The organism is Pseudomonas sp. GW-45 (assembly GCF_056896675.1).
The window spans coordinates 3,144,322-3,168,975 of sequence record NZ_CM167674.1; the positions used below are offsets into that span (position 1 = coordinate 3,144,322).

Annotated in this window: 16 protein-coding genes, 2 tRNA genes and 3 rRNA genes; 5 read left to right on the plus strand and 16 right to left on the minus strand. The window is 53.4% G+C overall.

Going from position 1 to position 24,654, the window contains the following annotated elements:
• Positions 1-150: 150 nt before the first annotated feature.
• Positions 151-1,866 carry a VOC family protein gene (locus tag AC1XYH_RS14690; RefSeq protein ID WP_483323887.1) on the plus strand — a complete coding sequence of 572 codons (1,716 nt, stop codon included), beginning with the start codon at positions 151-153 and terminating at the stop codon, positions 1,864-1,866.
• 49 nt (positions 1,867-1,915) lie between these two features.
• On the opposite strand, the gene AC1XYH_RS14695 is transcribed toward AC1XYH_RS14690, so the two are convergent.
• Both AC1XYH_RS14695 and AC1XYH_RS14700 read right to left on the minus strand, forming a co-directional pair.
• On the minus strand, positions 1,916-3,154 hold the full coding sequence (locus tag AC1XYH_RS14695; protein ID WP_483323888.1) for a saccharopine dehydrogenase family protein: 1,239 nt from the start codon (positions 3,152-3,154) through the stop codon (positions 1,916-1,918).
• A gap of 46 nt (positions 3,155-3,200) precedes the next feature.
• On the minus strand, positions 3,201-4,298 hold the full coding sequence (locus tag AC1XYH_RS14700) for a carboxynorspermidine decarboxylase (RefSeq protein ID WP_483326389.1): 1,098 nt from the start codon (positions 4,296-4,298) through the stop codon (positions 3,201-3,203).
• A 319-nt stretch (positions 4,299-4,617) separates the two neighbouring features.
• Between AC1XYH_RS14700 and AC1XYH_RS14705 the strand changes: the two genes are divergently transcribed.
• Positions 4,618-6,582 (plus strand): alkyl/aryl-sulfatase, encoded by a 1,965-nt coding sequence (locus tag AC1XYH_RS14705; RefSeq protein ID WP_483323889.1) that lies wholly within the window; start codon positions 4,618-4,620, stop codon positions 6,580-6,582.
• Positions 6,583-6,638: 56 nt separating this feature from the next.
• On the opposite strand, the gene AC1XYH_RS14710 is transcribed toward AC1XYH_RS14705, so the two are convergent.
• From AC1XYH_RS14710 to glnT, 3 genes are all read right to left on the minus strand, one after another.
• Positions 6,639-7,250, minus strand: coding sequence for a TetR family transcriptional regulator (locus tag AC1XYH_RS14710; protein ID WP_483323890.1), 612 nt, complete (start codon positions 7,248-7,250; stop codon positions 6,639-6,641).
• Positions 7,251-7,307: 57 nt separating this feature from the next.
• Positions 7,308-8,402: a putative urea ABC transporter substrate-binding protein gene (locus tag AC1XYH_RS14715; protein ID WP_483323891.1), complete on the minus strand. Its 1,095-nt coding sequence runs from the start codon at positions 8,400-8,402 to the stop codon at positions 7,308-7,310.
• Positions 8,403-8,487: 85 nt separating this feature from the next.
• Positions 8,488-9,849, minus strand: coding sequence for a type III glutamate--ammonia ligase (glnT, locus tag AC1XYH_RS14720; RefSeq protein WP_483323892.1), 1,362 nt, complete (start codon positions 9,847-9,849; stop codon positions 8,488-8,490).
• Between the two features lie 151 nt (positions 9,850-10,000).
• Between glnT and AC1XYH_RS14725 the strand changes: the two genes are divergently transcribed.
• Positions 10,001-11,026, plus strand: coding sequence for an alpha/beta fold hydrolase (locus AC1XYH_RS14725; RefSeq protein WP_483323893.1), 1,026 nt, complete (start codon positions 10,001-10,003; stop codon positions 11,024-11,026).
• Between the two features lie 80 nt (positions 11,027-11,106).
• Here the strand turns inward: AC1XYH_RS14725 and AC1XYH_RS14730 are convergent, their stop codons facing one another.
• The 7 genes from AC1XYH_RS14730 to tyrS all read right to left on the minus strand — a co-directional run bounded on the left by AC1XYH_RS14730 (position 11,107) and on the right by tyrS (position 19,084).
• Entirely contained in the window at positions 11,107-11,748 is a 642-nt protein-coding gene (locus AC1XYH_RS14730; protein ID WP_483323894.1) for a porin family protein, read from the minus strand.
• 381 nt (positions 11,749-12,129) lie between these two features.
• A 5S ribosomal RNA gene (gene rrf, locus AC1XYH_RS14735) occupies positions 12,130-12,245 on the minus strand.
• A 135-nt stretch (positions 12,246-12,380) separates the two neighbouring features.
• Positions 12,381-15,269: ribosomal RNA gene (locus tag AC1XYH_RS14740) — 23S ribosomal RNA — on the minus strand.
• A gap of 300 nt (positions 15,270-15,569) precedes the next feature.
• Positions 15,570-15,645, minus strand: a tRNA-Ala gene (locus AC1XYH_RS14745).
• 25 nt (positions 15,646-15,670) lie between these two features.
• Positions 15,671-15,747, minus strand: a tRNA-Ile gene (locus tag AC1XYH_RS14750).
• Positions 15,748-15,814: 67 nt separating this feature from the next.
• Positions 15,815-17,351: ribosomal RNA gene (locus AC1XYH_RS14755) — 16S ribosomal RNA — on the minus strand.
• Together the 16S, 23S and 5S rRNA genes with 2 tRNA genes alongside form the textbook arrangement of a ribosomal RNA operon.
• A 533-nt stretch (positions 17,352-17,884) precedes the next feature.
• Positions 17,885-19,084 (minus strand): tyrosine--tRNA ligase, encoded by a 1,200-nt coding sequence (tyrS, locus tag AC1XYH_RS14760; protein WP_483323895.1) that lies wholly within the window; start codon positions 19,082-19,084, stop codon positions 17,885-17,887.
• Between the two features lie 237 nt (positions 19,085-19,321).
• On the opposite strand from tyrS, the gene AC1XYH_RS14765 reads away from it, so the two are divergent.
• Positions 19,322-20,743 (plus strand): OapA family protein, encoded by a 1,422-nt coding sequence (locus AC1XYH_RS14765; RefSeq protein ID WP_483323896.1) that lies wholly within the window; start codon positions 19,322-19,324, stop codon positions 20,741-20,743.
• A 24-nt stretch (positions 20,744-20,767) separates the two neighbouring features.
• The gene (locus AC1XYH_RS14770; protein ID WP_483326390.1) at positions 20,768-21,850 is read left to right on the plus strand and encodes an anhydro-N-acetylmuramic acid kinase; all 1,083 of its coding nucleotides are present in this window, start codon (positions 20,768-20,770) and stop codon (positions 21,848-21,850) included.
• 21 nt (positions 21,851-21,871) lie between these two features.
• On the opposite strand, the gene erpA is transcribed toward AC1XYH_RS14770, so the two are convergent.
• From erpA to argC, 4 genes are all read right to left on the minus strand, one after another.
• Positions 21,872-22,225 carry an iron-sulfur cluster insertion protein ErpA gene (gene erpA, locus AC1XYH_RS14775; RefSeq protein ID WP_483323897.1) on the minus strand — a complete coding sequence of 118 codons (354 nt, stop codon included), beginning with the start codon at positions 22,223-22,225 and terminating at the stop codon, positions 21,872-21,874.
• A gap of 67 nt (positions 22,226-22,292) precedes the next feature.
• Positions 22,293-22,718 (minus strand): bactofilin family protein, encoded by a 426-nt coding sequence (locus AC1XYH_RS14780; RefSeq protein ID WP_483323898.1) that lies wholly within the window; start codon positions 22,716-22,718, stop codon positions 22,293-22,295.
• A complete protein-coding gene (locus AC1XYH_RS14785) occupies positions 22,718-23,482 on the minus strand; it encodes a DUF6776 family protein (RefSeq protein WP_483323899.1) in 765 nt (254 codons plus the stop codon). Before AC1XYH_RS14785 ends, AC1XYH_RS14780 begins: the two co-directional genes overlap by 1 nt.
• Positions 23,482-24,516, minus strand: a complete 1,035-nt coding sequence (gene argC / locus AC1XYH_RS14790) for an N-acetyl-gamma-glutamyl-phosphate reductase (protein ID WP_483326391.1) — start codon at positions 24,514-24,516, stop codon at positions 23,482-23,484. Before argC ends, AC1XYH_RS14785 begins: the two co-directional genes overlap by 1 nt.
• Between the last annotated feature and the right edge of the window lie 138 nt (positions 24,517-24,654).

Sequence of the window (24,654 nt, forward strand, 5' to 3'; positions counted from 1 at the left end):
CAACCAGCAGGGCCACCTATAGGCTACAGATCGAGATTGCTGCAAAGCTTAACTACGCGCGGGCTTGCAATATGAACGAACATTCATTCATTATTGCTTGGTGAATACGCTGTCTACCGCAGCGACCCTAACAAAAAAAAAGGTATCAGCATGAAATCAGTTACCCGCCGCCGCTCAGGGTTAAGCCTTGGTCTGCTCGCACTGTTGCTGTCTGGCTGCTTGAGCAGCGGCGGCAGCAGTGATTCAAATAATGAGACGGCTCCGCCGCCCCCTGCCGCCGACCAGCGTGAAAATAGCCTTTATCTGCGCGCTGCCGCTGTCGGGGTTGCTGATCTGGATGCTGCACTCAAGATCTATACCGAGGGCTTGGGCATGCGCGAGGTGGAACGTGTCACGCGCGATGACCGCATTGAGGTAGTACTGGAATCCGCCGACAAGCGCGGTTCGTACGTAGTGTTGATGAGTTACACCGACGGTGTGGGACGCAATACCCAGCAGAACCCGGGCAAGCTGGTGTTTTACGCCAAAGACCCCGCCGCCTTTGCCACGCGCTTTGCACTGGCCGGCGGGCGCATTACCGTGCCGCCAGCACCGCAAGCCAGCGTTGGCGGTATTGTGGTTGGCTTCGGCCGCGATCAAGACAACAACTTGATTGAGATTACCGGCAGCGACGACGCTAAAGATTCCTACTTCAGCGCCTTTGGCATTGGGGTGTCTGACCTTGATACAGCACGCGATTTTTACGTCGACACGCTGGGGTTCGAAGAAAGCCAGTTTCTGCAGATACCCGGCCAATATGACGAGTACATCCTGACTTCGCCGGTTCCCGGTGGTTCGGCGCTGGTGCTGATGCACTGGACCAACGCCACGCCGCGTAATTACACCGATAACCCGGTAAAACTGGAGCTGGCCGCCGCGCAGCCTGAACGTCTGAGCGACGCCATTACCGCTGCCGGACAGACTGTGACTCAGGAGCCTGCACCCTCTGCGGAGGCCGACTTGAACAAAGCCCTAGTGGGCTATGCGTCTGACGCCGACGGCACTTTGCTGGAGATTCGCCAATCGATTCGCGCCTACCTGAGCGGCGCCGCCATTGGCGTCAGCAATCTGGATACAGCCTTGGCCTTCTATACGGAGGGCCTGGGCATGCGCGAGGTTGAACGTCGCACTCGCGATAACCGCGAAGAAGTGGTGCTTGAATCTGCCGATGGTCGTGGCTCGCAGGTCATTCTTATGAGCTTTACCGACGACGTTGCCCGCAACTACCGACAGAATCCGGGCAAACTGGTGTTCTACGCAAAAGACCCAACGACGTTTGCGCAGGATATCCGCGATGCTGGCGGCGTCATTCTGGTTGAGCCTGCGGATCAGGGCCCTGCGCTCGGCAATGCAGTAGTCGGATTTGGCCGCGACGTGGACAATAATCTAATCGAGATCGTCGGTGACGCCGCAGCCACCGAGTCCTACTTTGGTGCCTTCGGTATCGGTGTCAGCGATCTCGCTGCTGCCAAGGCATTCTACGCCGACACGCTCGGCTTCAAGGTGTCGCTGTTCCTGCCCATTGCTGGCCAGTACAACGAGTACATACTGCAGGGTTATGGCGGGTCGGCGTTGGTGCTGATGAATTGGACCAACGGTTCAGTGCGCAACTACACCGACAACCCCGTAAAACTGGAAATAGCCACGGCCTCGCCAGAAGCCTTTATCGATACTATCGACGATGCGGGTGAGCGCGTAGTACAGACACCTGCGGTGTCTGAAGATGCCGGGCGCGAAGACGAGCTGGTCGGCTTTGCCAAGGATGCCGACGGCACCCTGCTGGAAGTTCTGTTAGCGCCCTGGGGGCAAACAATACCCGTCCCTTGACGTAAAAAGGCCAGCTGTTCAGCTGGCCTTTTTTAGACTGGCGCCGTGTTTAGAAACTCAGCTCACGGTCACCCTGCTCGTCCTTGATCCGGGTCGGTAACCCCATCTCGTTCAACAAGTTAATAAAGGGCTTGGCGTCCAGCTCTTCAACGTTGACCATTTTCTCTACATCCCAGGCGCCATTGGCGATCAGGATGGCAGCAGCCACCGGCGGCACACCCGCCGTGTAGGAAATACCCTGACTGCCCACTTCGGCATAGGCCTCGGCATGATCCGCCACGTTGTAGATAAACACTTCCTTGTCCTTGCCGTCTTTCTTGCCTTTAACCAGATCACCAATACAGGTCTTGCCGCTGTAGTTAGGGGCCAAGGATGACGGATCAGGCAATACGGCTTTGACTACCTTGAGCGGCACCACTTCCAACCCTTCAGCGGTGGTCACTGGCTGCTCGGAGAGCAGGCCCAGATTGTTCAACACGGTGAACACATTGATGTAGTGCTCACCAAAGCCCATCCAGAAGCGCACATTGGGTACGTTCAGGTTCTGCGACAGCGAATGCACTTCATCATGCCCGGTCATGTAACTGGTCTGCGTGCCCACCACGGGCAGGTCGTCAGTGCGCTTGACCTCAAACATCTTATTACTGGTCCACTGGCTGTTCTGCCATGACCAAACTTCGCCGGTAAACTCGCGGAAATTGATTTCCGGGTCAAAGTTGGTGGCGAAGTACTTGCCGTGGCTACCGGCATTGATGTCGATGATGTCGATCTCATCTACGCTGTCGAAGTACTCATTGACCGCGACACTAGCGTAAGCGTTGACCACGCCCGGATCAAAACCAATGCCGAGAATGGCGGTGATCTTGTTTGCGGCACAGAGTTCGCGGCGCTTCCATTCATAGTTGGCGTACCACGGCGGAGTCTCGCAAATCTTGTTCGGATCTTCATGGATGGCGGTATCAAGATAGGCTGCACCGGTTTCGATGCAAGCCTGCAGTACCGTCATATTGACGAAAGCCGAGCCCACGTTGATGACAATTTGCGACTCAGTCTTGGCAATCAAGGCTTTGGTGGCTTCTACATCAAGCGCATCCAACGCATGGGCCTGCAGCTCACCAGCCGTTTTCAGACTGTTCTTTTCGCGCACGCTGTCGACCAGCGCCTGGCACTTTTCGATAGTACGTGAAGCAATATGAATGCTGCCCAGTACATCATTATGTTGCGCGCATTTATGCACGACCACTTGAGCGACGCCACCGGCACCGATAATCAGAACGTTTTTTTTCATCACTCTTCCTCGCAACGCCTCCTTGGATAAAGGCTGGGGTTGTGCCTCAGGAGAGGCTTTCTAGGTAATCCTGGAAACCGAATTCACGAACCACTTGCACCTCACCATCAAGTTGCTTGATTGCAATGGCGGGCATATTCACGCCGTTGAACCAGTTCTTCTTGACCATGGTGTAGCCGGCCGCATCGATAAAGGAGAGGCGATCGCCAACGTTCAGTTCGCGATCAAACTGAAACTCGCCGAAGATATCCCCGGCCAGACAAGACTTGCCACACACCATGTACTGATGTGGGCCGGCGCAAGGCTCCATCTTGGCGTCCTGACGATAAATCAGCAGATCGAGCATGTGTGCTTCGATTGAACTGTCGACCACAGCGAGCTGCTTACCGTTGTAGAGCGTGTCGAGCACGGTGACTTCCAAAGATGTGCTCATGGTAATCGCTGCTTCGCCGGGCTCCAGATACACTTGCACGCCATACTTCTTGGAGAACGCTTTGAGCCGCGCACAGAACTGATCCAGCGGATAGTCGTCGCCAGTGAAGTGAATACCGCCACCGAGACTGACCCATTCAACCTGCTGTAATAGGTGACCAAAACGTTCTTCGATCTGCTGCAGCATACCGTCGAACAATGCGAAGTCGCCGTTCTCGCAGTTGTTATGGATCATAAAACCGGAGATCAACGGCAATACCGCTTCAATCTTGTCCGCATCCCATTCGCCCAGACGACTGAAAGGACGCGATGGATCTGCGATCAGAAAGTCAGAGCTGCTGACGCCCGGGTTCAAACGCAAGCCGCGAACAGTGTCGTTGGACGCGTCGCTGAAACGGGTCAGTTGGCTGATCGAGTTAAAGATGATCTTGTCCGCATTGCTCAGAACTTCCTCAATCTCATCGTCGGCATAGGCCACACTATAAGCATGGGTTTCGCCGCCGAACTTGAGGCGGCCCAGCTTGACCTCGTTCAATGACGAGGACGTAGTGCCATCCATATACTCACTCATGAAGTCGAACACGGACCAGGTGGCGAAACACTTGAGGGCCAACAGGGCCTTGGCGCCGGAGTGTTCACGCACGTAGGCGATCCTCTCCATGTTCTGCTTAAGCTTACTTTTGTCGATGAGATAGTACGGCGTCTTGATCAATTCGGTTATTACCTCCAGCTGTCGAAACCCCATTGCGCTCGGGCGTTTGAAAGCGCGCGATTATAGTTTAACGAAGCCGCTGCTTCGATAAAAAAATCCATCACCAATACCCACACGTGGAAACCAAGGGTACACCGGCAATGCGTCAATTTCACTTCAGCGCCCGCCCGCATGCGCTAATAGCATTAAAACCACAATAAAAATGCATTAGCCAGATCGCAGCTCCGCTACCTATAGTTAATGCAGCAATCTCTATGCTGTCTGACTAAAACAAGAGCGCGTCATCCAATCGACGCCAGCCAATCCACGGAGACACCCGATGCGAGCACGTACTTTCATTCATTGCCTGAGCGCCTTGGCTGCCAGCATCAGCCTGAGCACCCTCGCCGCCGCCAACCCCGCTACCGACAGCACCGTCGCCAGCAACAAGGCCGTACTGGAGCAACTTCCTTTTGCCAATCAGCAAGCTTTTTCCGATGCCCAACGGGGTTTTGTTGCACAACTGCCAGATGGCAAAGTGACGAATGAAGATGGCTCGGTAGCCTGGGATATGAGCCAATATGAGTTTCTTAACAAAGAAGCCGCGCCGGACACCGTGAACCCCAGCCTCTGGCGCCAAGCGCGATTGAACAACATTCATGGCTTGTTCAAAGTGACCGATGGCATGTATCAGATTCGCGGCATGGACCTAGCGAACATGACCATCATCGAGGGCGATACCGGTCTGATCATCATCGATCCACTGTTATCCCCTTCTACCGCTAAAGCCGGACTGGAACTCTACTACCAGAACCGTCCGAAAAAGCCTGTCGTCGCCGTGCTCTATACCCACAACCATGTTGATCATTGGGGCGGCGTAAAAGGCGTCCTAGACGAAGCCGATGTCAAAGCCGGCAAAGCACACGTCTACGCACCGGCAGGCTTTATGGAGCACGCCGTGTCCGAAAACGTGATTGCCGGCCCCGCCATGAGCCGCCGGGCGACTTATCAGTTTGGTGCCATGTTGCCACCGGGCGAACGTGGGCATGTGGACACCGGCTTGGGCAAAGCGCTGTCACGCGGCTCTCGCTCATTGATCGCACCCACCGACACCGTGCCGGACAACGCCACCCTGAATATCGACGGCATCGAAGTGCAGTTCCAGATGGCGCATGGCTCCGAGGCCGAGTCGGAAATGATGATGTACTTCCCAAAATTCAAGGTTTTGGACACGGGCGAAGTCACCAGCCAGCACATGCATAACGTCTACACCATTCGCGGCGCCGCAGTACGCGATGCCAGTGCCTGGTCACACTATATTGATCTGGCGCTTGAGCGCTTTGGCGACAAGACCGACATCCTGGTCGGTCAACATCACTGGCCCGTGTGGAATCAAGAAGACACTAAACACTTCCTGTCGGTACAGCGTGATCTATACAAATACATGCACGACCAATCGGTGCGCATGATCAACAAAGGGTATCTGCCGGGCGACATCGCCGAGCAATTGAAACTGCCCGAGAGTCTTGATCAGGAATGGTACGCACGCGGCTACTACGGCACCCTGAGCCACAACGCCAAAGCTATTTATCAGCGTTACATGGGCTGGTACGACGCCAACCCTGCCAACCTCAACCCGCTACCCCCTGAGCAGAACGCTGCCAAAACCGTTTCGTACATGGGTGGTGCTGACAAGGTTATCGAACAGGCCCGTAAGGACTACGCGAACGGCGAGTATCGCTGGGTTGCCTCGGTAATGAGTCAGGTGGTATATGCTGAGCCCGACAATCAGGCCGCGCGAGCGCTGGGTGCAGACGCACTGGAGCAGCTCGGCTATCAGGCTGAAGCGGGTACTTGGCGCGGCGCTTATCTCACCGGCGCGATGGAACTGCGCGACGGACTAGGCAAGCCAACTGACGGTTCGCTATCGCCAGACGTGCTACAAGCGTTGGATACCGGCATGTTCTTCGACTTAATGGCAGTGCGTCTGGACGCCAACAAGGCGGCCGGCAAGCACTTGGTAATCAACTGGCAGCTAAGCGACACCAAAGAGAACTACCGCCTGAACCTGGAGCACTCCACGCTGACCTACCGCGCAGACGAACAGGATGATGCTGCACAAGCGACTGTGGTTATGACCAGAGAAGCCTTGAATCAGATTCTGCTGCGCCGTACAACATTCCCGGAAGCAGTCAAGTCTGGTCAGATCAAGGTATCGGGTGAGCCCAATGCGTTCTTTGGGCTGCTGCAAATGCTGGAAGTGCCGTCGGGAGTCTTCCCCATCGTCGAGCCGGTCAAGCACTAAACCGTCCCACGCGGCAATAGATACCCCTCTGCAGGCGAACTGCAGAGGGGTATTTTTTATGGCTGTTGCAAAGCAACCAATAAGCGCTCGGTAAAAAACCCGCGCTGCTTACCCAGATTGAATAGACGCGGCGCAAATAACCAGCTTTGCGTCACCCCCATCAGTTGCGTATAAATCATCAGTGCCAACTGCTCGGTCGGTTGCGCGTCTGGCACGCTTCCATCTCGCTTCGCTGCCACCAAGAGTTCCTGCAAGGTACTTATCATGCTTCGTGTCAGCTTGCGCTCACGCTTGAGCGTGGCAGCCATAGCGTCGGTCAGCTCAGTCTTATTCAACAGAATCTCAAACGACTGACGAAACCAGGGGTCATCAACCAGCAGATCAAACCAACGCCGTACAAAGCGCTCAATAGTTGCAAGCGGTGCTAGTTCTCCCGTGCGCGCCTGCGCAACCAATTGTCCCAGCGGCTCTTGCGAATAGGCCAGCACAGCCTGAAACAAATCATCCTTGTTCTTGAAGTGCCAATAAATAGGGCCCCGACTATAACCTGCCTCAGTACCTATCATCGCCAGCGTTGTGTTCGAGTAACCGTTACGGCTAAAAAGCGTCAGCGCGGCTTCAATAATTTTCAGGCGGGTTTTTTCCGCGTCTTCTTTGGTTCTACGCATGGGTGTTCCAACAGGCGCTGCCGGCGACCAGGGGCCGCCGGCAGCAATCAGGCTAAATCAGAGAGCGCCGTCTGCCGCCATCTGCATGTACTCGGTATCAAAACGCAGTTTGATATTACCGGTATCGCCAAGGATTTTGTCATTCGGCAATTCAATACCAACAAAATCAGCGGAATCAGCACCCTCACCTAACAATCCTTTCTGGAAGGAGAACTGACGTACGCTGTCCATCGCATCAACCGCTTCCTGGCTGCTAATGAACTTCAATGCATCGCTAGGCTGCCAGAACATCTTCATGCCGGCCAATTGCGCTTCGTAACCCGCTTGGTCGGTAGCTGATGCTTCGCCAAGGAAAGCCCGGGCCTTCTGACCTGCCTCGCTATCTGTACCCATCTCTGTCATCAGTTCAAACCAGGCACCGACCAAGGCTTTACCCAGTGCAGGATTATCTCTCAGTGTCTGGGTATTAACGATGGTCAGATCCTTGATGTGGCCGGGGATCTGACTGGAATCAAACACCCGGTTAGCGCCCGGCATGCTCAGAACTTCATCAAGCAGCGGGTTCCAAGTCACGACGTTCTTCACATCAGGCGTATTGAAAGCAGCCACCATGTCAGCATCGCTGGTGTTAACCACAGTAACGTCACTTTCACTCATTCCCACTGAGTCTAGGGCGCGTGCCAACAAATAGTGGGAAACCGACAGCTCGACCAGATTCACCCGCTGACCTTTGAGGTCCCTGAGATCGCTGCTGCCCTTCATCACGAGGCCGTCGTTACCGTTGGAGTAGTCGCCTACGATCAGCGCAGTCGTATCCACTCCGCCGGCAGATGGGATCGAAAGCGCATCCATACTGGTGGCAACAACACCATCAAACTGGCCTGCGCTGTACTGATTAATGGATTCGATATAGTCGTTGATCTGCACTATCTCGACTTCAATGCCGTACTTGTCGGCCCACTTTTTCATCAAGCCGGATTCATCGATGTACTTCCAGGGAATCCAGCCCGCATAAATACTCCAGGCCAGCTTGAAACTATCCTTCTCTTCGGCAGAAGCCCCCGGAACCATCACTGTGGATGCAGCCAACGCAATTAATGCACCGGAAATGACCTGCTTGAAACGTCGTGCAAAAGGTACGGACTTTTTCATGGTTCTACTCCAGATGGTTTTAGTTATCACCCTTGATGTAGGCAGACAGCAAAAACTGGGCCGCCAAACGCACAGCCCAGTAGAATCAGAAAAACTTCAGGTAGCGATCCAGCTCCCAATCGGACACGTGGGTGTGATACTCAGTCCACTCTTGGCGCTTATAGGCAACAAAGCTATCGAACATCGCTTCACCGAATACAGCCTTGGACAGCGGATCGGCAGCGAACGCCTCGACGGCCTCGCCCAAGTTCTGGGGCAGCATCTCGATATCCATATCGCGCACCTCCTGATCCGTGTAGTTGTACATGTTCTCCCGATGCGGTTCGCCCGGGTTCATGCTTTCGCGAATACCTTCGAGGCCGGCAGCCAAAATCATTGCAGCGCCGAGGTAGGGGTTGCAGGCGATATCAGCTGCGCGACATTCAACGCGACTGCCCTGCGATGGAATACGCAACATATTGGTGCGATTGTTGTTGCCGTAGCACACGAACACTGGAGCCCAGGTGGAACCTGACATACTGCCTTTTCGCACCAAGCGCTTGTAGCTGTTAACCGTGGGCGCGATTACCGCACTAATCGCCTTCGCGTGCTTCATCACACCAGCGATAAAGTGATACGCCATCTCGGTTACACCACAACCGTGGGGGTCATTACCGTTGGCGGGATCAAACAGGTTCTTACCGGTTTCGATATCTGCCAGCGACATATTGTAATGCGCACCGCTACCGGTTCGATCTGCAGAGGGCTTTGGCATAAAGCTGGCGAAACCGCCGTGCTTTCGCGCAATTTCGTTGGCCATCAGACGGAAGAAAACCAGACGGTCCGCCATACCCACAGCGTCGGTATAGGTGAAGTCGGTTTCAAATTGGCCGTTAGCATCCTCGTGATCGAAGGAGTAAACATCCCAACCCATGGCATTCATAGCTTCGACCAACTCACCGACAATCGGTAGGTTATCCATTAAAGCGCGCGGATCGTAACAGGGCTTGGCTAAGGTATCGCGTGCGCTAATTGGCTCGAAACCACCGTCGGCAGTGTCTTTAAACAGGAAGAACTCTGTCTCGATACCCAGGTTGAAGGTAAAGCCCATTTCCGCTGCCTGCGCTACCTGCCGCTTGAGAATGTTGCGTGAACAGGCTTCAAATGGTGCACCATCCAAATATAGGTCGCTCGCAAACCACGCCAACTCATTATTCCAGGGGCAGACGGTCATAGTTGCCGGATCAGGCATCGCCGCCACTTCGTTATCACTTATTTCCTGCGGTACGCCGTCCAGTGCAGCACCAGTAAACAGTTCAGACCCCTTCATCATCCTTCCGAGGTGCTCCAGAGGTACAAACTTACCCTTGATCATGCCGTGTATATCGACATAGCCACCTAAGGCATATTTCACGCCCTGCTCCTGCAGCGTCTGTTTGAGTTGCTCGGTTGTCGCTTGCTGGCTCATGCTGGTACTCCAACGTTTCTGGCCGCACCCACTGCGGCATCTGGTATGAATCTTCCATACAATATACATGCCAGCATGCATGTATAAAAATCAAGTAACTGCATACAGTGCCATCGGAATCCATTCACAAGTAACACGAGAAACTAATTTTATGCAGTCAATTCAGCCAGTTGAAAAAACCTACCACGCCGGTGACTTCGTCCTTCAAAGCGGCAAAATACTGCTTGATACACGTCTGCACTACCTTCAAATCGGCGAACTGAATGACTCGCGCGACAATCTAATCCTACTGCCGACGTACTACGGTGGCACACACACAGGTAACTTGCCCCTGATTGGTGCGCAAGGCCCCATCGACCCCGAACGCCACTGCATTGTCATCCCCAACCTGATCGGCAACGGACAATCAACCTCCCCCAGCAATGCACATCCATCACAGCGCGGACCAAACTTCCCGTACGTCAGCCTGTACGACAACGTACAGTTGCAGCATCAACTGCTGGAAAGTTGTTTTTCTGTTGCCGACATAGCTCTTGTCGCAGGCTGGTCCATGGGAGGTATGCAAGCGCTGCAGTGGGCATGTCTTTACCCGCAACAGGTGAAGCGGGTTGCCGCCATTTGCGCCACAGCGCGCTGTTGGCCACATAACCAGGTCTTCTTGGAAGGCGTAAAAGCCGCGCTAACTTGCGACTCCGCTTGGCAGGGAGGGAATTATCAAAAGCCACCCGCCGCCGGCCTGAAAGCCTTCGGCCGAGTCTATGCGGGCTGGGCATACAGCCAAGCGTTTTTCCGCAACCAAACCTATAGAGAGCTTGGCTTCGACTCAATCGAGCAACTGCTAAACTTTTGGGAAGCGGATCACCTGCAACAAGATGCCAATAACCTGCTTGCTGTGCTGCATACCTGGAAATGCGGCGACATCAGTAATAACTCCCGCTTCAACGGAGACATGGCTCAGGCACTGAAAGCCATAAAAGCCAACACCCTTATCATGCCCAGCTCCACCGACTTTTATTTCACCGCAGAAGATGCGCAAAACGAAGCCGAACAAATGGTCGATGCGACCTTTCATCCGCTGCAATCCGAATGGGGGCATTGCGCCGGAGCGCCTGGGCGTAACTCAGCGGATACTCGCTACATTCTTGAAGCGCTGCGTCAACTCATGAGCAAGTCTTGAGCATTCAACGTTGATCCTCAACGCCAATGAAAAGAGAGGCTAAAGCCTCTCTTTTTTGGAGCATTTCCAATTAGAGCTGATCAGAAGTTGTAACGCAAACCTGCCGACATCAGATCAACATCATATTCATCCGCAACATCACGGTAGCGCTCAAATTCCGCGACAACCATAAAGTGTTCGGTCAAGTTAAAACCAGCACCAAGCCCCCATGACAACACCCACTCCTCAACCGACTCACTCATCACGTCAAATCCAGAAAAGCTGAAGTCAGCTTCCGTTTCCAACCGATGGTAACCCGCTTTTGCGGAAAGGCTAAAACGATCTAAAGGCATGGTGATAACCGTGTTAAGTCCATAACCTTTGGTAGCGAGGGTAGTGCGCGCAATATCGATTCCGTCAGTGGCGCTATACGCTGCTTCACCTAAATCAATGTACTCAGCCTCAAAAGCAACGTACTGGTTAAGTTTCAATCCAGCACCGATCTTCCAAGCGGTATCTTCAGTGTCGAGGGAGGAGCTAATGCCAGGAACAACACCCCAAAAGTTATCTAGATCACTCTTGGGCACATCAGCATCAGACTGACCACCACTTACGAATAAGTATGGCTTGGCTTCTTGGGCATGCAGAACTGTAGAGGCAGATGCGAAGCTAATCAGTGCGGCAGAAAATAGTGCTTTTTTAAACATCCTAGTAAGTCTCCATTTCATCACAATAACCGCCATCTTGGCGGAGGGTCCTTTACACCGAGCGATCCTGCGTCGGGCGCGTAAATCATAGAACAAAATAAAGCTGCCGTGCCATCCCCTGAAAGCAGGAAATTAGCGTGAAAATTAACGATCCATCACAAGACGATCACAAAAAATTGTTGTGCCCGAGAATTGAAAGCTCTGAAACCTAAAATTGATTTGGTGGTGATAGGCTTGCTGACAGAGTACTCGCCGGACCATTTTCCGCCGCGCAAAGATAAACCACACGACCTTATTTCTGATTGGAATTCCGGTGGCCGGCAGCCCGGTGGCCGGCACTCCGGTACTCTCACCGAGTAGTTTATTACGCGCAAAAAAATACCCTGATCATTGCTGATCAGGGTATTCGGTATAAGCGCTTGACGATGACCTACTCTCACATGGGGAGACCCCACACTACCATCGGCGATGCATCGTTTCACTACTGAGTTCGGGATGGGATCAGGTGGTTCCAATGCTCTATGGTCGTCAAGCAATTCGTTACTGCCCGGCAAAGCCGAACAGCTTAAAAGCTTGAATAAGTGATAGAAGCAATAAACAGTAATTTCGACAAGTTCTAGAACTGTCATTCTGTGTGCCCTGATAACACCAGATTGCTTGGGTGTTATATGGTCAAGCCACACGGGCAATTAGTATTGGTTAGCTCAACGCCTCACAGCGCTTACACACCCAACCTATCAACGTCGTAGTCTTCGACGGCCCTTTAGGGGAGTCAAGCTCCCAGTGAGATCTCATCTTGAGGCAAGTTTCCCGCTTAGATGCTTTCAGCGGTTATCTTTTCCGAACGTAGCTACCCGGCAATGCATCTGGCGATACAACCGGAACACCAGGGGTTCGTCCATCCCGGTCCTCTCGTACTAAGGACAGCCCCTCTCAAATCTCAAACGTCCACGGCAGATAGGGACCGAACTGTCTCACGACGTTCTAAACCCAGCTCGCGTACCACTTTAAATGGCGAACAGCCATACCCTTGGGACCGGCTTCAGCCCCAGGATGTGATGAGCCGACATCGAGGTGCCAAACACCGCCGTCGATATGAACTCTTGGGCGGTATCAGCCTGTTATCCCCGGAGTACCTTTTATCCGTTGAGCGATGGCCCTTCCATACAGAACCACCGGATCACTAAGACCTACTTTCGTACCTGCTCGACGTGTTGGTCTCGCAGTCAAGCGCACTTTTGCCTTTATACTCTACGCACGATTTCCGACCGTGCTGAGTGCACCTTCGTACTCCTCCGTTACTCTTTGGGAGGAGACCGCCCCAGTCAAACTACCCACCATACACTGTCCTCGATCCGGATAACGGACCAGAGTTAGAACCTCAAAGTTGTCAGGGTGGTATTTCAAGGTTGGCTCCACGCGAACTAGCGTCCACGCTTCAAAGCCTCCCACCTATCCTACACAAACAAATTCAAAGTCCAGTGCAAAGCTATAGTAAAGGTTCACGGGGTCTTTCCGTCTAGCCGCGGATACACTGCATCTTCACAGCGATTTCAATTTCACTGAGTCTCGGGTGGAGACAGCGCCGCCATCATTACGCCATTCGTGCAGGTCGGAACTTACCCGACAAGGAATTTCGCTACCTTAGGACCGTTATAGTTACGGCCGCCGTTTACCGGGGCTTCGATCAAGAGCTTCGCCGAAGCTAACCCCATCAATTAACCTTCCGGCACCGGGCAGGCGTCACACCCTATACGTCCACTTTCGTGTTTGCAGAGTGCTATGTTTTTAATAAACAGTTGCAGCGGCCTGGTATCTTCGACCAGCGGGGGCTTACGGAGCAAGTCCTTAACCCTCACCGGCGCACCTTCTCCCGAAGTTACGGTGCCATTTTGCCTAGTTCCTTCACCCGAGTTCTCTCAAGCGCCTTGGTATTCTCTACCTGACCACCTGTGTCGGTTTGGGGTACGATTTCTAGTTACCTGAAGCTTAGAAGCTTTTCCTGGAAGCATGGCATCAACCACTTCGCGTTCTAATGAACGCTCGTCATCAGTTCTCGGCCTTGATCTCCCGGATTTACCTAAGAAATCAGCCTACCACCTTAAACACGGACTACCAACGCCGTGCTGGCCTAGCCTTCTCCGTCCCTCCATCGCAGTAACTAGAAGTATGGGAATATTAACCCATTTCCCATCGACTACGCCTTTCGGCCTCGCCTTAGGGGTCGACTCACCCTGCGTCGATTAACGTTGCGCAGGAACCCTTGGTCTTCCGGCGTGGGAGTTTTTCACTCCCATTGTCGTTACTCATGTCAGCATTCGCACTTCTGATACCTCCAGCCAACTTCTCAATTGACCTTCACAGGCTTACAGAACGCTCCTCTACCGCTCATCATAAGATGAACCCGTAGCTTCGGTGTATGGTTTGAGCCCCGTTACATCTTCCGCGCAGGCCGACTCGACTAGTGAGCTATTACGCTTTCTTTAAAGGATGGCTGCTTCTAAGCCAACCTCCTAGCTGTCTAAGCCTTCCCACATCGTTTCCCACTTAACCATAACTTTGGGACCTTAGCTGACGGTCTGGGTTGTTTCCCTTTTCACGACGGACGTTAGCACCCGCCGTGTGTCTCCCGCGCTGACACTCACTGGTATTCGGAGTTTGCATGGGGTTGGTAAGTCGGGATGACCCCCTAGCCCAAACAGTGCTCTACCCCCAGTGGTGATACGCGAGGCGCTACCTAAATAGCTTTCGAGGAGAACCAGCTATCTCCGAGCTTGATTAGCCTTTCACTCCTATCCACAAGTCATCCGCTAACTTTTCAACGGTAGTCGGTTCGGTCCTCCAGTGCCTGTTACGGCACCTTCAACCTGCCCATGGATAGATCGCCCGGTTTCGGGTCTATACCCTGCGACTAAACGCCCTATTAAGACTCGGTTTCCCTACGCCTCCCCTAGACGGTTAAGCTCGCCACAGAATATAAGTCGCTGACCCATTATACAAAAGGTACGCAGTCACCCAACAAGTGGGCTCCCACTGCTTGTACGCACACGGTTTCAGGATCTATTTCACTCCCCTTACAGGGGTTCTTTTCGCCTTTCCCTCACGGTACTGGTTCACTATCGGTCAGTCAGGAGTATTTAGCCTTGGAGGATGGTCCCCCCATGTTCAGTCAACGTTTCACGTGCGCCGACCTACTCGATTTCACAACTAAGAGTCTTTCGTGTACGGGGCTATCACCCACTATGGCGGCTCTTTCCAGGGCCTTCCACTAAACTCAAAATTGCTTAAGGGCTACTCCCCGTTCGCTCGCCGCTACTTGGGGAATCTCGGTTGATTTCTTTTCCTCAGGGTACTTAGATGTTTCAGTTCCCCTGGTTCGCCTCACACACCTATGTATTCAGTGTGTGATACCTAGCTTATGCTAAGTGGGTTTCCCCATTCAGAGATCTCCGGATCAAAGGTCATTTGCCACCTCCCCGAAGCTTTTCGCAGGCTATCACGTCTTTCATCGCCTCTGACTGCCAAGGCATCCACCGTGTGCGCTTATTCACTTGACCATATAACCCCAAACAATCTTAAACTCAGTTAATTACTTAACCTTCGCTTAGATTATTGAGTGATATTAGGTGTACTACAGAATTAACGACAATTCCGGAACTTGCACTTGAAATTACAAGTTTACCTTAGCCACACAACATGCAGTGATACATGCCATGTGTCTGTACTTCTATCACATATCCAAATTTTTAAAGAGCGTCTGGTACAGAGACCAGACATCAATGATCCAGCTAGGCTGATCATTCATGTATGAACTCTGAGTTCCAATCTATGGCGAATTACTGTCTGCTGCGTCGTCCTGGTGGAGCCAAGCGGGATCGAACCGCTGACCTCCTGCGTGCAAGGCAGGCGCTCTCCCAGCTGAGCTATGGCCCCTTTCAGACCGGCACACCTCGACAATTGGTGGGTCTGGGCAGATTCGAACTGCCGACCTCACCCTTATCAGGGGTGCGCTCTAACCAACTGAGCTACAGACCCAATCGCCTTTCTTTATGAATCAAGTAATTCGTGTGAGTGCTTGAAGAGTGTCGTGTGATCTATCGATTAAGGAGGTGATCCAGCCGCAGGTTCCCCTACGGCTACCTTGTTACGACTTCACCCCAGTCATGAATCACACCGTGGTAACCGTCCTCCCGAAGGTTAGACTAGCTACTTCTGGTGCAACCCACTCCCATGGTGTGACGGGCGGTGTGTACAAGGCCCGGGAACGTATTCACCGTGGCGTTCTGATCCACGATTACTAGCGATTCCGACTTCATGGAGTCGAGTTGCAGACTCCAATCCGGACTACGAGAGACTTTGTGGGATTAGCTCCACCTCGCGGCTTGGCAACCCTCTGTATCCCCCATTGTAGCACGTGTGTAGCCCTGGCCGTAAGGGCCATGATGACTTGACGTCATCCCCACCTTCCTCCGGTTTGTCACCGGCAGTCTCCTTAGAGTGCCCACCATTATGTGCTGGTAACTAAGGACAAGGGTTGCGCTCGTTACGGGACTTAACCCAACATCTCACGACACGAGCTGACGACAGCCATGCAGCACCTGTGTCTGAGTTCCCGAAGGCACCAATCCATCTCTGGAAAGTTCTCAGCATGTCAAGGCCAGGTAAGGTTCTTCGCGTTGCTTCGAATTAAACCACATGCTCCACCGCTTGTGCGGGCCCCCGTCAATTCATTTGAGTTTTAATCTTGCGACCGTACTCCCCAGGCGGTCAACTTAATGCGTTAGCTGCGCCACTAAAATCTCAAGGATTCCAACGGCTAGTTGACATCGTTTACGGCGTGGACTACCAGGGTATCTAATCCTGTTTGCTCCCCACGCTTTCGCACCTCAGTGTCAGTATCAGTCCAGGTAGTCGCCTTCGCCACTGGTGTTCCTTCCTATATCTACGCATTTCACCGCTACACAGGAAATTCCACTACCCTCTACCGTACTCTAGCGAAGCAGTTATGGATGCAGTTCCCAGGTTGAGCCCGGGGATTTCACACCCATCTTACTTTGCCACCTACGCGCGCTTTACGCCCAGTAATTCCGATTAACGCTTGCACCCTCTGTATTACCGCGGCTGCTGGCACAGAGTTAGCCGGTGCTTATTCTGTCGGTAACGTCAAGATTGCAGCGTATTAAACTACAACCCTTCCTCCCAACTTAAAGTGCTTTACAATCCTAAGACCTTCTTCACACACGCGGCATGGCTGGATCAGGCTTTCGCCCATTGTCCAATATTCCCCACTGCTGCCTCCCGTAGGAGTCTGGACCGTGTCTCAGTTCCAGTGTGACTGATCATCCTCTCAGACCAGTTACGGATCGTCGCCTTGGTGAGCCATTACCTCACCAACAAGCTAATCCGACCTAGGCTCATCTGATAGCGCAAGGCCCGAAGGTCCCCTGCTTTCTCCCGTAGGACGTATGCGGTATTAGCGTCCGTTTCCGAACGTTATCCCCCACTACCAGGCAGATTCCTAGGCATTACTCACCCGTCCGCCGCTCTCAAAGGAAGCAAGCTTCCTTCTACCGCTCGACTTGCATGTGTTAGGCCTGCCGCCAGCGTTCAATCTGAGCCATGATCAAACTCTTCAGTTTTAATACTGATTGGGTTTTGTGAAAACCCTAAACTAGGCTCAGCTTTTACAAAAAACTCTAGAATTCACAGAGTAACTTGCTAGGCTGATAATCTTTCGGATCATCACATCCATTCAGCAAGCACCCACACGAATTACTTGATTCAAATTGTTAAAGAGCGATTCGGTCAGCGTCTCCGCCTAACCAAGGCCGCGAATTATACGCTAACCTTCTGTTCCGTCAAGCTTTTATTTGAAGTTTTTAACCGCTTCAAACACCGCTTGAGTGACTCGTTCCGGCTTTGCCGTTGCGTGTCAGGGAGGCGCATTCTACAGGAGCTAAGCCCCTTGTCAACACCTTCCGTCAAACTTGATGAGAGCTTCCCATCCACTGATTCAGACCTTAACTTCAGCCCCGAACCAGAGCGGCGCATTCTACGCCATCTCGCTTGCCTGTCAACCCTTATTTTCAAGCTAACTTATTGATTCATAAGCGCTTTACTTAGAGCTTCCTGCTCAGCGAGAGGGCGAATTATAGAGATCTCACACGCCGCGTCAAGGCTTTTTTAGCAGAATCCGCGCAAACCTTTTCTTGCCTGCCTGACAGACATAAGAAACACCCGGCTGGAACACAAAATCGCGGTCAATCACCTTGCCATCGACCTTAACCGAGCCTGCGGCTAATAGGTCCCGCGCGGCGGCAGCATTCTTGACCATACCAGCACGGTTAAGCACTGCCGACACTGGAAGCTCACCTTCAGCATCCAGCTCCACGTCCGGCAGGTCGTCAGGCAACTCACCTTCCTTCAAACGATTGCCTGCGGATCGGTGCGCATTCGCAGCCGCCTCTTCTCCGTGAAAACGCGCGACCAACTCTTCGGCCAAGATGATCTTGATGTCGCGTGGATTGGCTCCCGCCTCAACGTCAGCTTGAAGCTGAGCGATATCTTCCATGCTACGAAAGCTCAACAGTTCGAAATAACGCCAAATGAGACTGTCCGGCATGGAAACCAGCTTGCTGAACATTTCACCTGGTGCGTCGTTGATGCCTATATAGTTATTCAACGACTTGGACATCTTCTTAACACCATCCAGACCTTCCAGGATGGGCATCGTTAAGGTGATCTGCGGCTCTTGGCCATATTGTCGCTGCAGCTCACGCCCCATCAACAGATTGAATTTCTGGTCGGTACCACCCAGCTCCACATCTGCACGCATAGCTACAGAGTCATAACCCTGCACCAAGGGGTAGAGGAATTCGTGAATAGCGATGGACTGACCGCCTTTGTAGCGCTTGTCAAAGTCATCGCGCTCCAGCATGCGAGCCACAGTGTGACTTGCCGCCAGCTGAATCATTTCAGCCGAGCTCATCTTGTCCATCCAGGTGGAATTGAACATGACCGTGGTTTTGGCCGGGTCCAGGATTTTGAATACCTGTTCTTTATAGGTGTCTGCATTGGCCGACACCTGTTCACGCGTCAATGGCTGACGAGTAACGTTCTTGCCTGAAGGGTCACCAATCATGCCGGTGAAGTCGCCAATCAGGAACAACACTTCGTGACCCAGGTCCTGGAACTGCCGTAGCTTATTGATGAGTACCGTGTGACCGAGATGCAGGTCAGGTGCAGTAGGGTCAAATCCGGCCTTAATACGCAACGGAGTGCCGCGCTCGAGCTTAATGCGCAGCTCGCTCTCCACCAGAATTTCATCAGCACCGCGCTTAATCAGCGCCAATTGCTCGTCAACGGGCTTCATAGATCCAGTTATCCTGTGTCTTCAAGGCATTAAAAAAGGGGAAAAATTAGGGGAACAAACCATACAACATTAACGACCAATTACAAGCTCGGCGGGAGGCCGGCGAGGAGTGGCCGCAAGATTGACGCTGCAAATCTGACGGACGGGTTTGTCAAAGACTTGCCATGGAGGCTTTTCGATTATAATTTAGCAAGTTAGTCCACTTTATATAGAATTTAATATAAGAGCGCTTAGCTTATGGGTTCCAAAGATACAAAGTCACCGCGATACCCCAAAAGCCACCTTGTGGCTGCCAGTGGGATCGCCGCAGCGCTGAGCATTTTTCTGCTCGTTATTCCAACCACAGATGTAGAAGCCAAGAAAACTTTCGTCCAACTTGAGCTGCAAGCCCCAGAATCCAGCATGAATCAGGCCTCCCAACAACAATTGGATGACCTTGTCAGCGAAACAGTCACATTACCCAAAGCGTTGGATATCGCCAAACAAGCGACCGAAACCCCAGCCGCATCGCCCCTGCTGCCTGCTGAAGCGGTCGCTGAGGCAAAACTTGCCGGCCCACAATGGCAGACTCTGACCGTTAATAGCGGCGACACCCTGTCGGTACTGTTTGAGAAAGCTGGGCTTGGCGCCAGCACCTTGCATGAAGTTATCAACAGCAGCGCCGATGCCAAACGATTCACGCGCTTGAAGGTGGGTCAGCTATTAGAATTACAGACCGGCGATAGCGGTGAATTGCTCGCCATGCGCTCCAAACTGAACGATCTTGAAACCATCCGCATTGACCACACCGAAGACGGCTACAGCTTTACCAAAGAGCTAATTGAGCCCGAAGTCCGCGAGCGTTACGTACAGGGAACAATCGACAGCTCACTGTTCCTGGCTGCTCAGCGCGCAGGCCTAACACACAACCTGACCATGCAGATGGCCGGCATTTTTGGTTATGACGTGGACTTTGCCCGCGACATCCGCAAAGGCGATCATTTTGAGGTGACCTTTGAAGAGCTGCGCGTCGGCGATAAGGTCGTTGGTACCAATAACATTCTTGCTGCGCGCTTTGTTAATCGCGGCAAGACCTTCACCGCAGTGCGCTATACCGACAAAAATAACTTTACTAGTTACTACCGCGCAGACGGCACCAGCATGCGCAAAGCCTTTATTCGCACGCCTGTTGATTTTGCACGTATCAGCTCACGCTTTAATCCAGGTCGCCTGCACCCAGTACTAAATCGCATCCGCGCGCATAAGGGCGTTGATTATGCTGCCGCCACCGGCACACCTATTAAGTCCACTGGCGACGGCCGCATTGTTTCAGCTGGCCGTAAAGGCGGCTACGGTAATGCGGTAGTCATCCAGCACGGCCAAAAGTATCAAACTTTGTATGGCCACATGAGCCGTTTTGCCAGCGGCATCCGCGCCGGCACCAACGTCACTCAGGGCCAGGTCATCGGTTACGTAGGTATGACAGGGCTGGCCACCGGCCCTCACTTACACTATGAATTCCGAGTCGACGGTCGCCACGTGGACCCACTCGGGGTGAAGCTGCCGGTTGCCGACCCCATACCACAACGCGAACGTACTGCGTTCCTGGGCGTCAGCAATAAGCTGATGGCCAATATGGATCAGAACCGCAATACACAGATTGCTGCGCTGGAGCAGTAAGTGTGCGCTCTCTATATCGGTATCATGTCAGGCACTAGCCTGGATGGTATCGATATAGCCCTCTCCCGCTTTAATCCTGAACTACAGCACGCCGATTGCCTGGATGCGCTGTGCTTGAGTATCCCTGACGACTTGAAAGAGCAGTTACTCAGCCTATGCACCCCTGCTGGCAACGAATTGGTGCGTGCTGGGCAAGCCGGCAACCGCTGGGCCAGCATTGCAGCGGACGGCGTACAACAGTTATTGCAGCGCAACCGGCTCACCCCTTCAGATATCTGCGCCATAGGCAGCCACGGGCAAACCATTCGCCATCACCCCGAACTCGGTTTCAGTACCCAAATCGGCGCACCTGCGTTGCTAGCAGAGCGCTCCGGGATCAACGTCATAAGCGACTTTCGCAGCAGGGATTTGGCTGCCGGAGGCGAGGGCGCGCCGCTGGTGCCGGCATTCCATAACTGGCTGTTGAGCGACCCCAAACAAACTCGCACGCTGATCAATATTGGTGGCTTTGCCAACCTGACCATAATGCGCCCAAATCAGTCGCCCGGAGGATTCGACAGCGGTCCTGGCAATGCCTTAATGGACAGCTGGATTAAGCAACATAAAGGCGTGGAATTTGATCAGTCAGGTGACTGGGCTCGCCAAGGCCAAGTAATTCCGGAACTGTTGCAAGCAGCGCTGAGCGACCCGTATTTTTCTCGCATGGGCCCCAAAAGCACCGGCCGAGAATACTTCAATCCAATTTGGCTGAATGGTTACCTAAACCGACTGCAAAACACAGCTTTAGCAGTAGATGTACAGGCCACCTTGCTGACCCTCACCGCTCAATCGATAGCTGACAGCGTCAAACGGGCAGCAAGCGACAGCACGGCGGTCTATATCTGCGGCGGTGGCGCGCGCAATACCTTGCTACTTGAACAGCTGCAGAGCCTGCTTGCGCAGCAAAAAGTAGAGACAACGCAAGTATTGGGGGTTGATCCAGACTGGATGGAAGCGATTGCTTTTGCTTGGCTGGCGTGGCGCTTTGAGGAGCGCTTGGCGAGCAATCTACCTAGTGTTACTGGGGCCAAAGGTGAGCGCGTACTGGGCGCGCTCTACCCGGCCTAATCGCTAATTACTCGAAGGTAATTAAACCGAGAAAGACGAGCCGCAGCCACAGGTAGTAGCTGCGTTCGGGTTGTTGATCACAAAGCGAGAGCCTTCTAGCCCCTCCTGATAATCCACTTCCGAGCCAGCCAAGTATTGAAAGCTCATCGGGTCGACTATCAATTTGACGCCTTCGCGCTCAACGATGGTGTCGTCTTCGGCAAGCTCGTCATCAAACGTGAAACCGTACTGAAAGCCCGAACAACCGCCACCCGTAACGAAAACACGCAAGCTGAGACGTTCGTTACCCTCTTCTTCAATCAGGTTACGCACCTTGCCCACGGCGTTATCACTAAAGATTAGCGGCGTGGGAATATAGACTTCAGCAGTAGACATACAACCTCCAGCGACAAGTGCCGCAGCACAACAATGCCACCATTATCCTTTTTCCCGAGTGATTTGGTCAACTATTCTCCGGATTGAGCAGCAAGCTCTGGTCCAGAGGTAGTTGCTGACCCGCTTCTTGGCCCAAATAGTTCAGCTGACCACTGATCTGTGCGCCCATGACCATTTCCATGAAACGGTAGTGCAGGTCGCCACTGATGCGTGCTTTTGCGTCCAGCTCCAAGTGCTCCAACGCGAACACGTCACCGTTCACCTGCCCGTTAATCAGCACATGCGGCGCCCGTATCACACCCGCTACATATCCATGCTCGCTGACCCTTACCAAGCCTTCCTCGGCCTCGACGTTACCAATCACCCGCCCATCGATTTGAACCGCGCCGGAAAACCGCATGTCGCCGGTGATTTCGGCATCCTGGGCAATGATAGTGGTCTTGCCACCAAACTGACTGATGTCCGCTTTCTTATGTTTATCTGCTCCCCACATCAGGGTGTTGCTCCTGTGACTGTCCAATCAAAAACCTGCTCGACCAGGGTTTTACCCCCTTTACTTGCTGTCAGCTTAACCTGCTGAGGAACAAAGCCCTCGGGTAGCGTCAATTTGGCTTGCTCACTGTTGGCCGGCACCACTTGGAAATAACGAAAGTCCAATGTCAGCCCGGCCGCGCCAACATCCCCGCCTAGGGCTTCAAGCCCAAGCGTGGCGGCCTCGCCATTCTGCTCGCCCAACACCTCAAGCTGCAATGTGGCCTGCACCGTATCGCTTTCGTTGCCAACTCGGCTGACCATTACTTTATAACGGAAAATATCTGCGGTTTCTGTGCTATGCAACTCAAAGGCTTGAATACGGATACCGGGGTCCATCGCGCTAGGCGCCAACACACCTTGATACTGAGCTAAGTTTTGTTGCAGCTTGAAAAGCTGCGCTTCGAGCTCATGCACAGCTTCACGCCCTTCTACTGCGGCGTCTTTCGCCACCAGCATATCCACTTCCAGCTGATGATAGCGCTGCCTCCAGTCTTCAACCTCGGTGACTAGCTGCCCCTGACGCTCTATCAACGCCTGACGCTCTAGTTCATGCGGCTGCTGCGCTCGCATCGCGGCTTCCCAGCCTTGCCAGGCACTGACCGGCACGAGTATCAGCAATAGGATAATCACGCCGCGCTTCCAGCGTCTAAACGCCTTAGAGTCACGCGGGTGAATGGTGACGCTGTGCTCGCGCAGCGGGCGTCGCCGTTTGAAGTCCATCATCAGGGCATCAAAGCCGGGTGCGCTAATCCCATGCGCTCATCAATCCCGAAGAGAATATTCATATTCTGTACCGCTTGCCCAGAGGCCCCCTTGACCAAATTATCGATCACCGACAGCACTACAACTTTGTCGCCACCTTGCGGGCGGTGCACCGCGATACGGCATACGTTAGCGCCACGCACGCTGCGGGTTTCCGGATGACTGCCGGCGGGCATCACATCCACGAAAGGCTCGTCGGAATATCGCGCCTCATAGAGCGCCTGCAAATCCACGCTGGTATCGGCGACGGTGGCGTACAGCGAGGAGTGAATACCGCGGATCATTGGCGTCAGGTGCGGCACAAAGGTAAGGCCGACGGGCTGGCCTGCGGCCAACTGCAAACCCTGACGAATCTCTGGCAAGTGGCGATGCCCGGCCACTGCGTAGGCCCGCATGCTCTCGGTAGCTTCGCAGAATAACGACGGCACACTGGCACCTCTGCCGGCCCCGCTGACACCAGACTTACAGTCGGCAATCAGGTGCGCCACATCAGCCAGCCCCGCCTCGAGCAACGGCAAAAAGCCCAGCTGCGTCGCTGTCGGGTAACAGCCAGGCACTGCAATCAAGCGGGCATGCTTAATTGCTTCGCGGTTAACCTCAGGTAAGCCGTACACCGCCTCACCCAACAACTCAGGCGCCCCATGCGGCTGGTTGTACCACTTGCTCCACTCATCCGGGTCGCGCAGGCGAAAGTCAGCCGAAAGGTCGATAATTTTCACACCCGTCAACAGCAACTCAGCTGCCAATGAGTGCGCAACGCCGTGCGGGGTAGCGAAAAACACTACGTCACAGGCACCGAGCAGCTGCACATCCGGCACGCTGAAACGCAGGTTGTCGTAGTGCCCGCGCAGATTGGGATACATATCGGCAACACTAACGCCGTCCTCGGATCGGGATGTAATGATCTCGACATGCGCCTCGGGATGCTGGGCCAACAGCCGCAACAGCTCTACCCCGGTGTAACCGGTTCCGCCTACAATGCCTACTTTAATCATCATTACTTCCTGAATACGGTTGAATGGTGTTTGAATAACCTATGCTACGCGCCTTCCCGACATAAGGGATATGCGCAACAGCAGCCTATGATAAAAGCGCTGATGTAAATTACCAGCGTGAGTCCCACTCCCGACAGG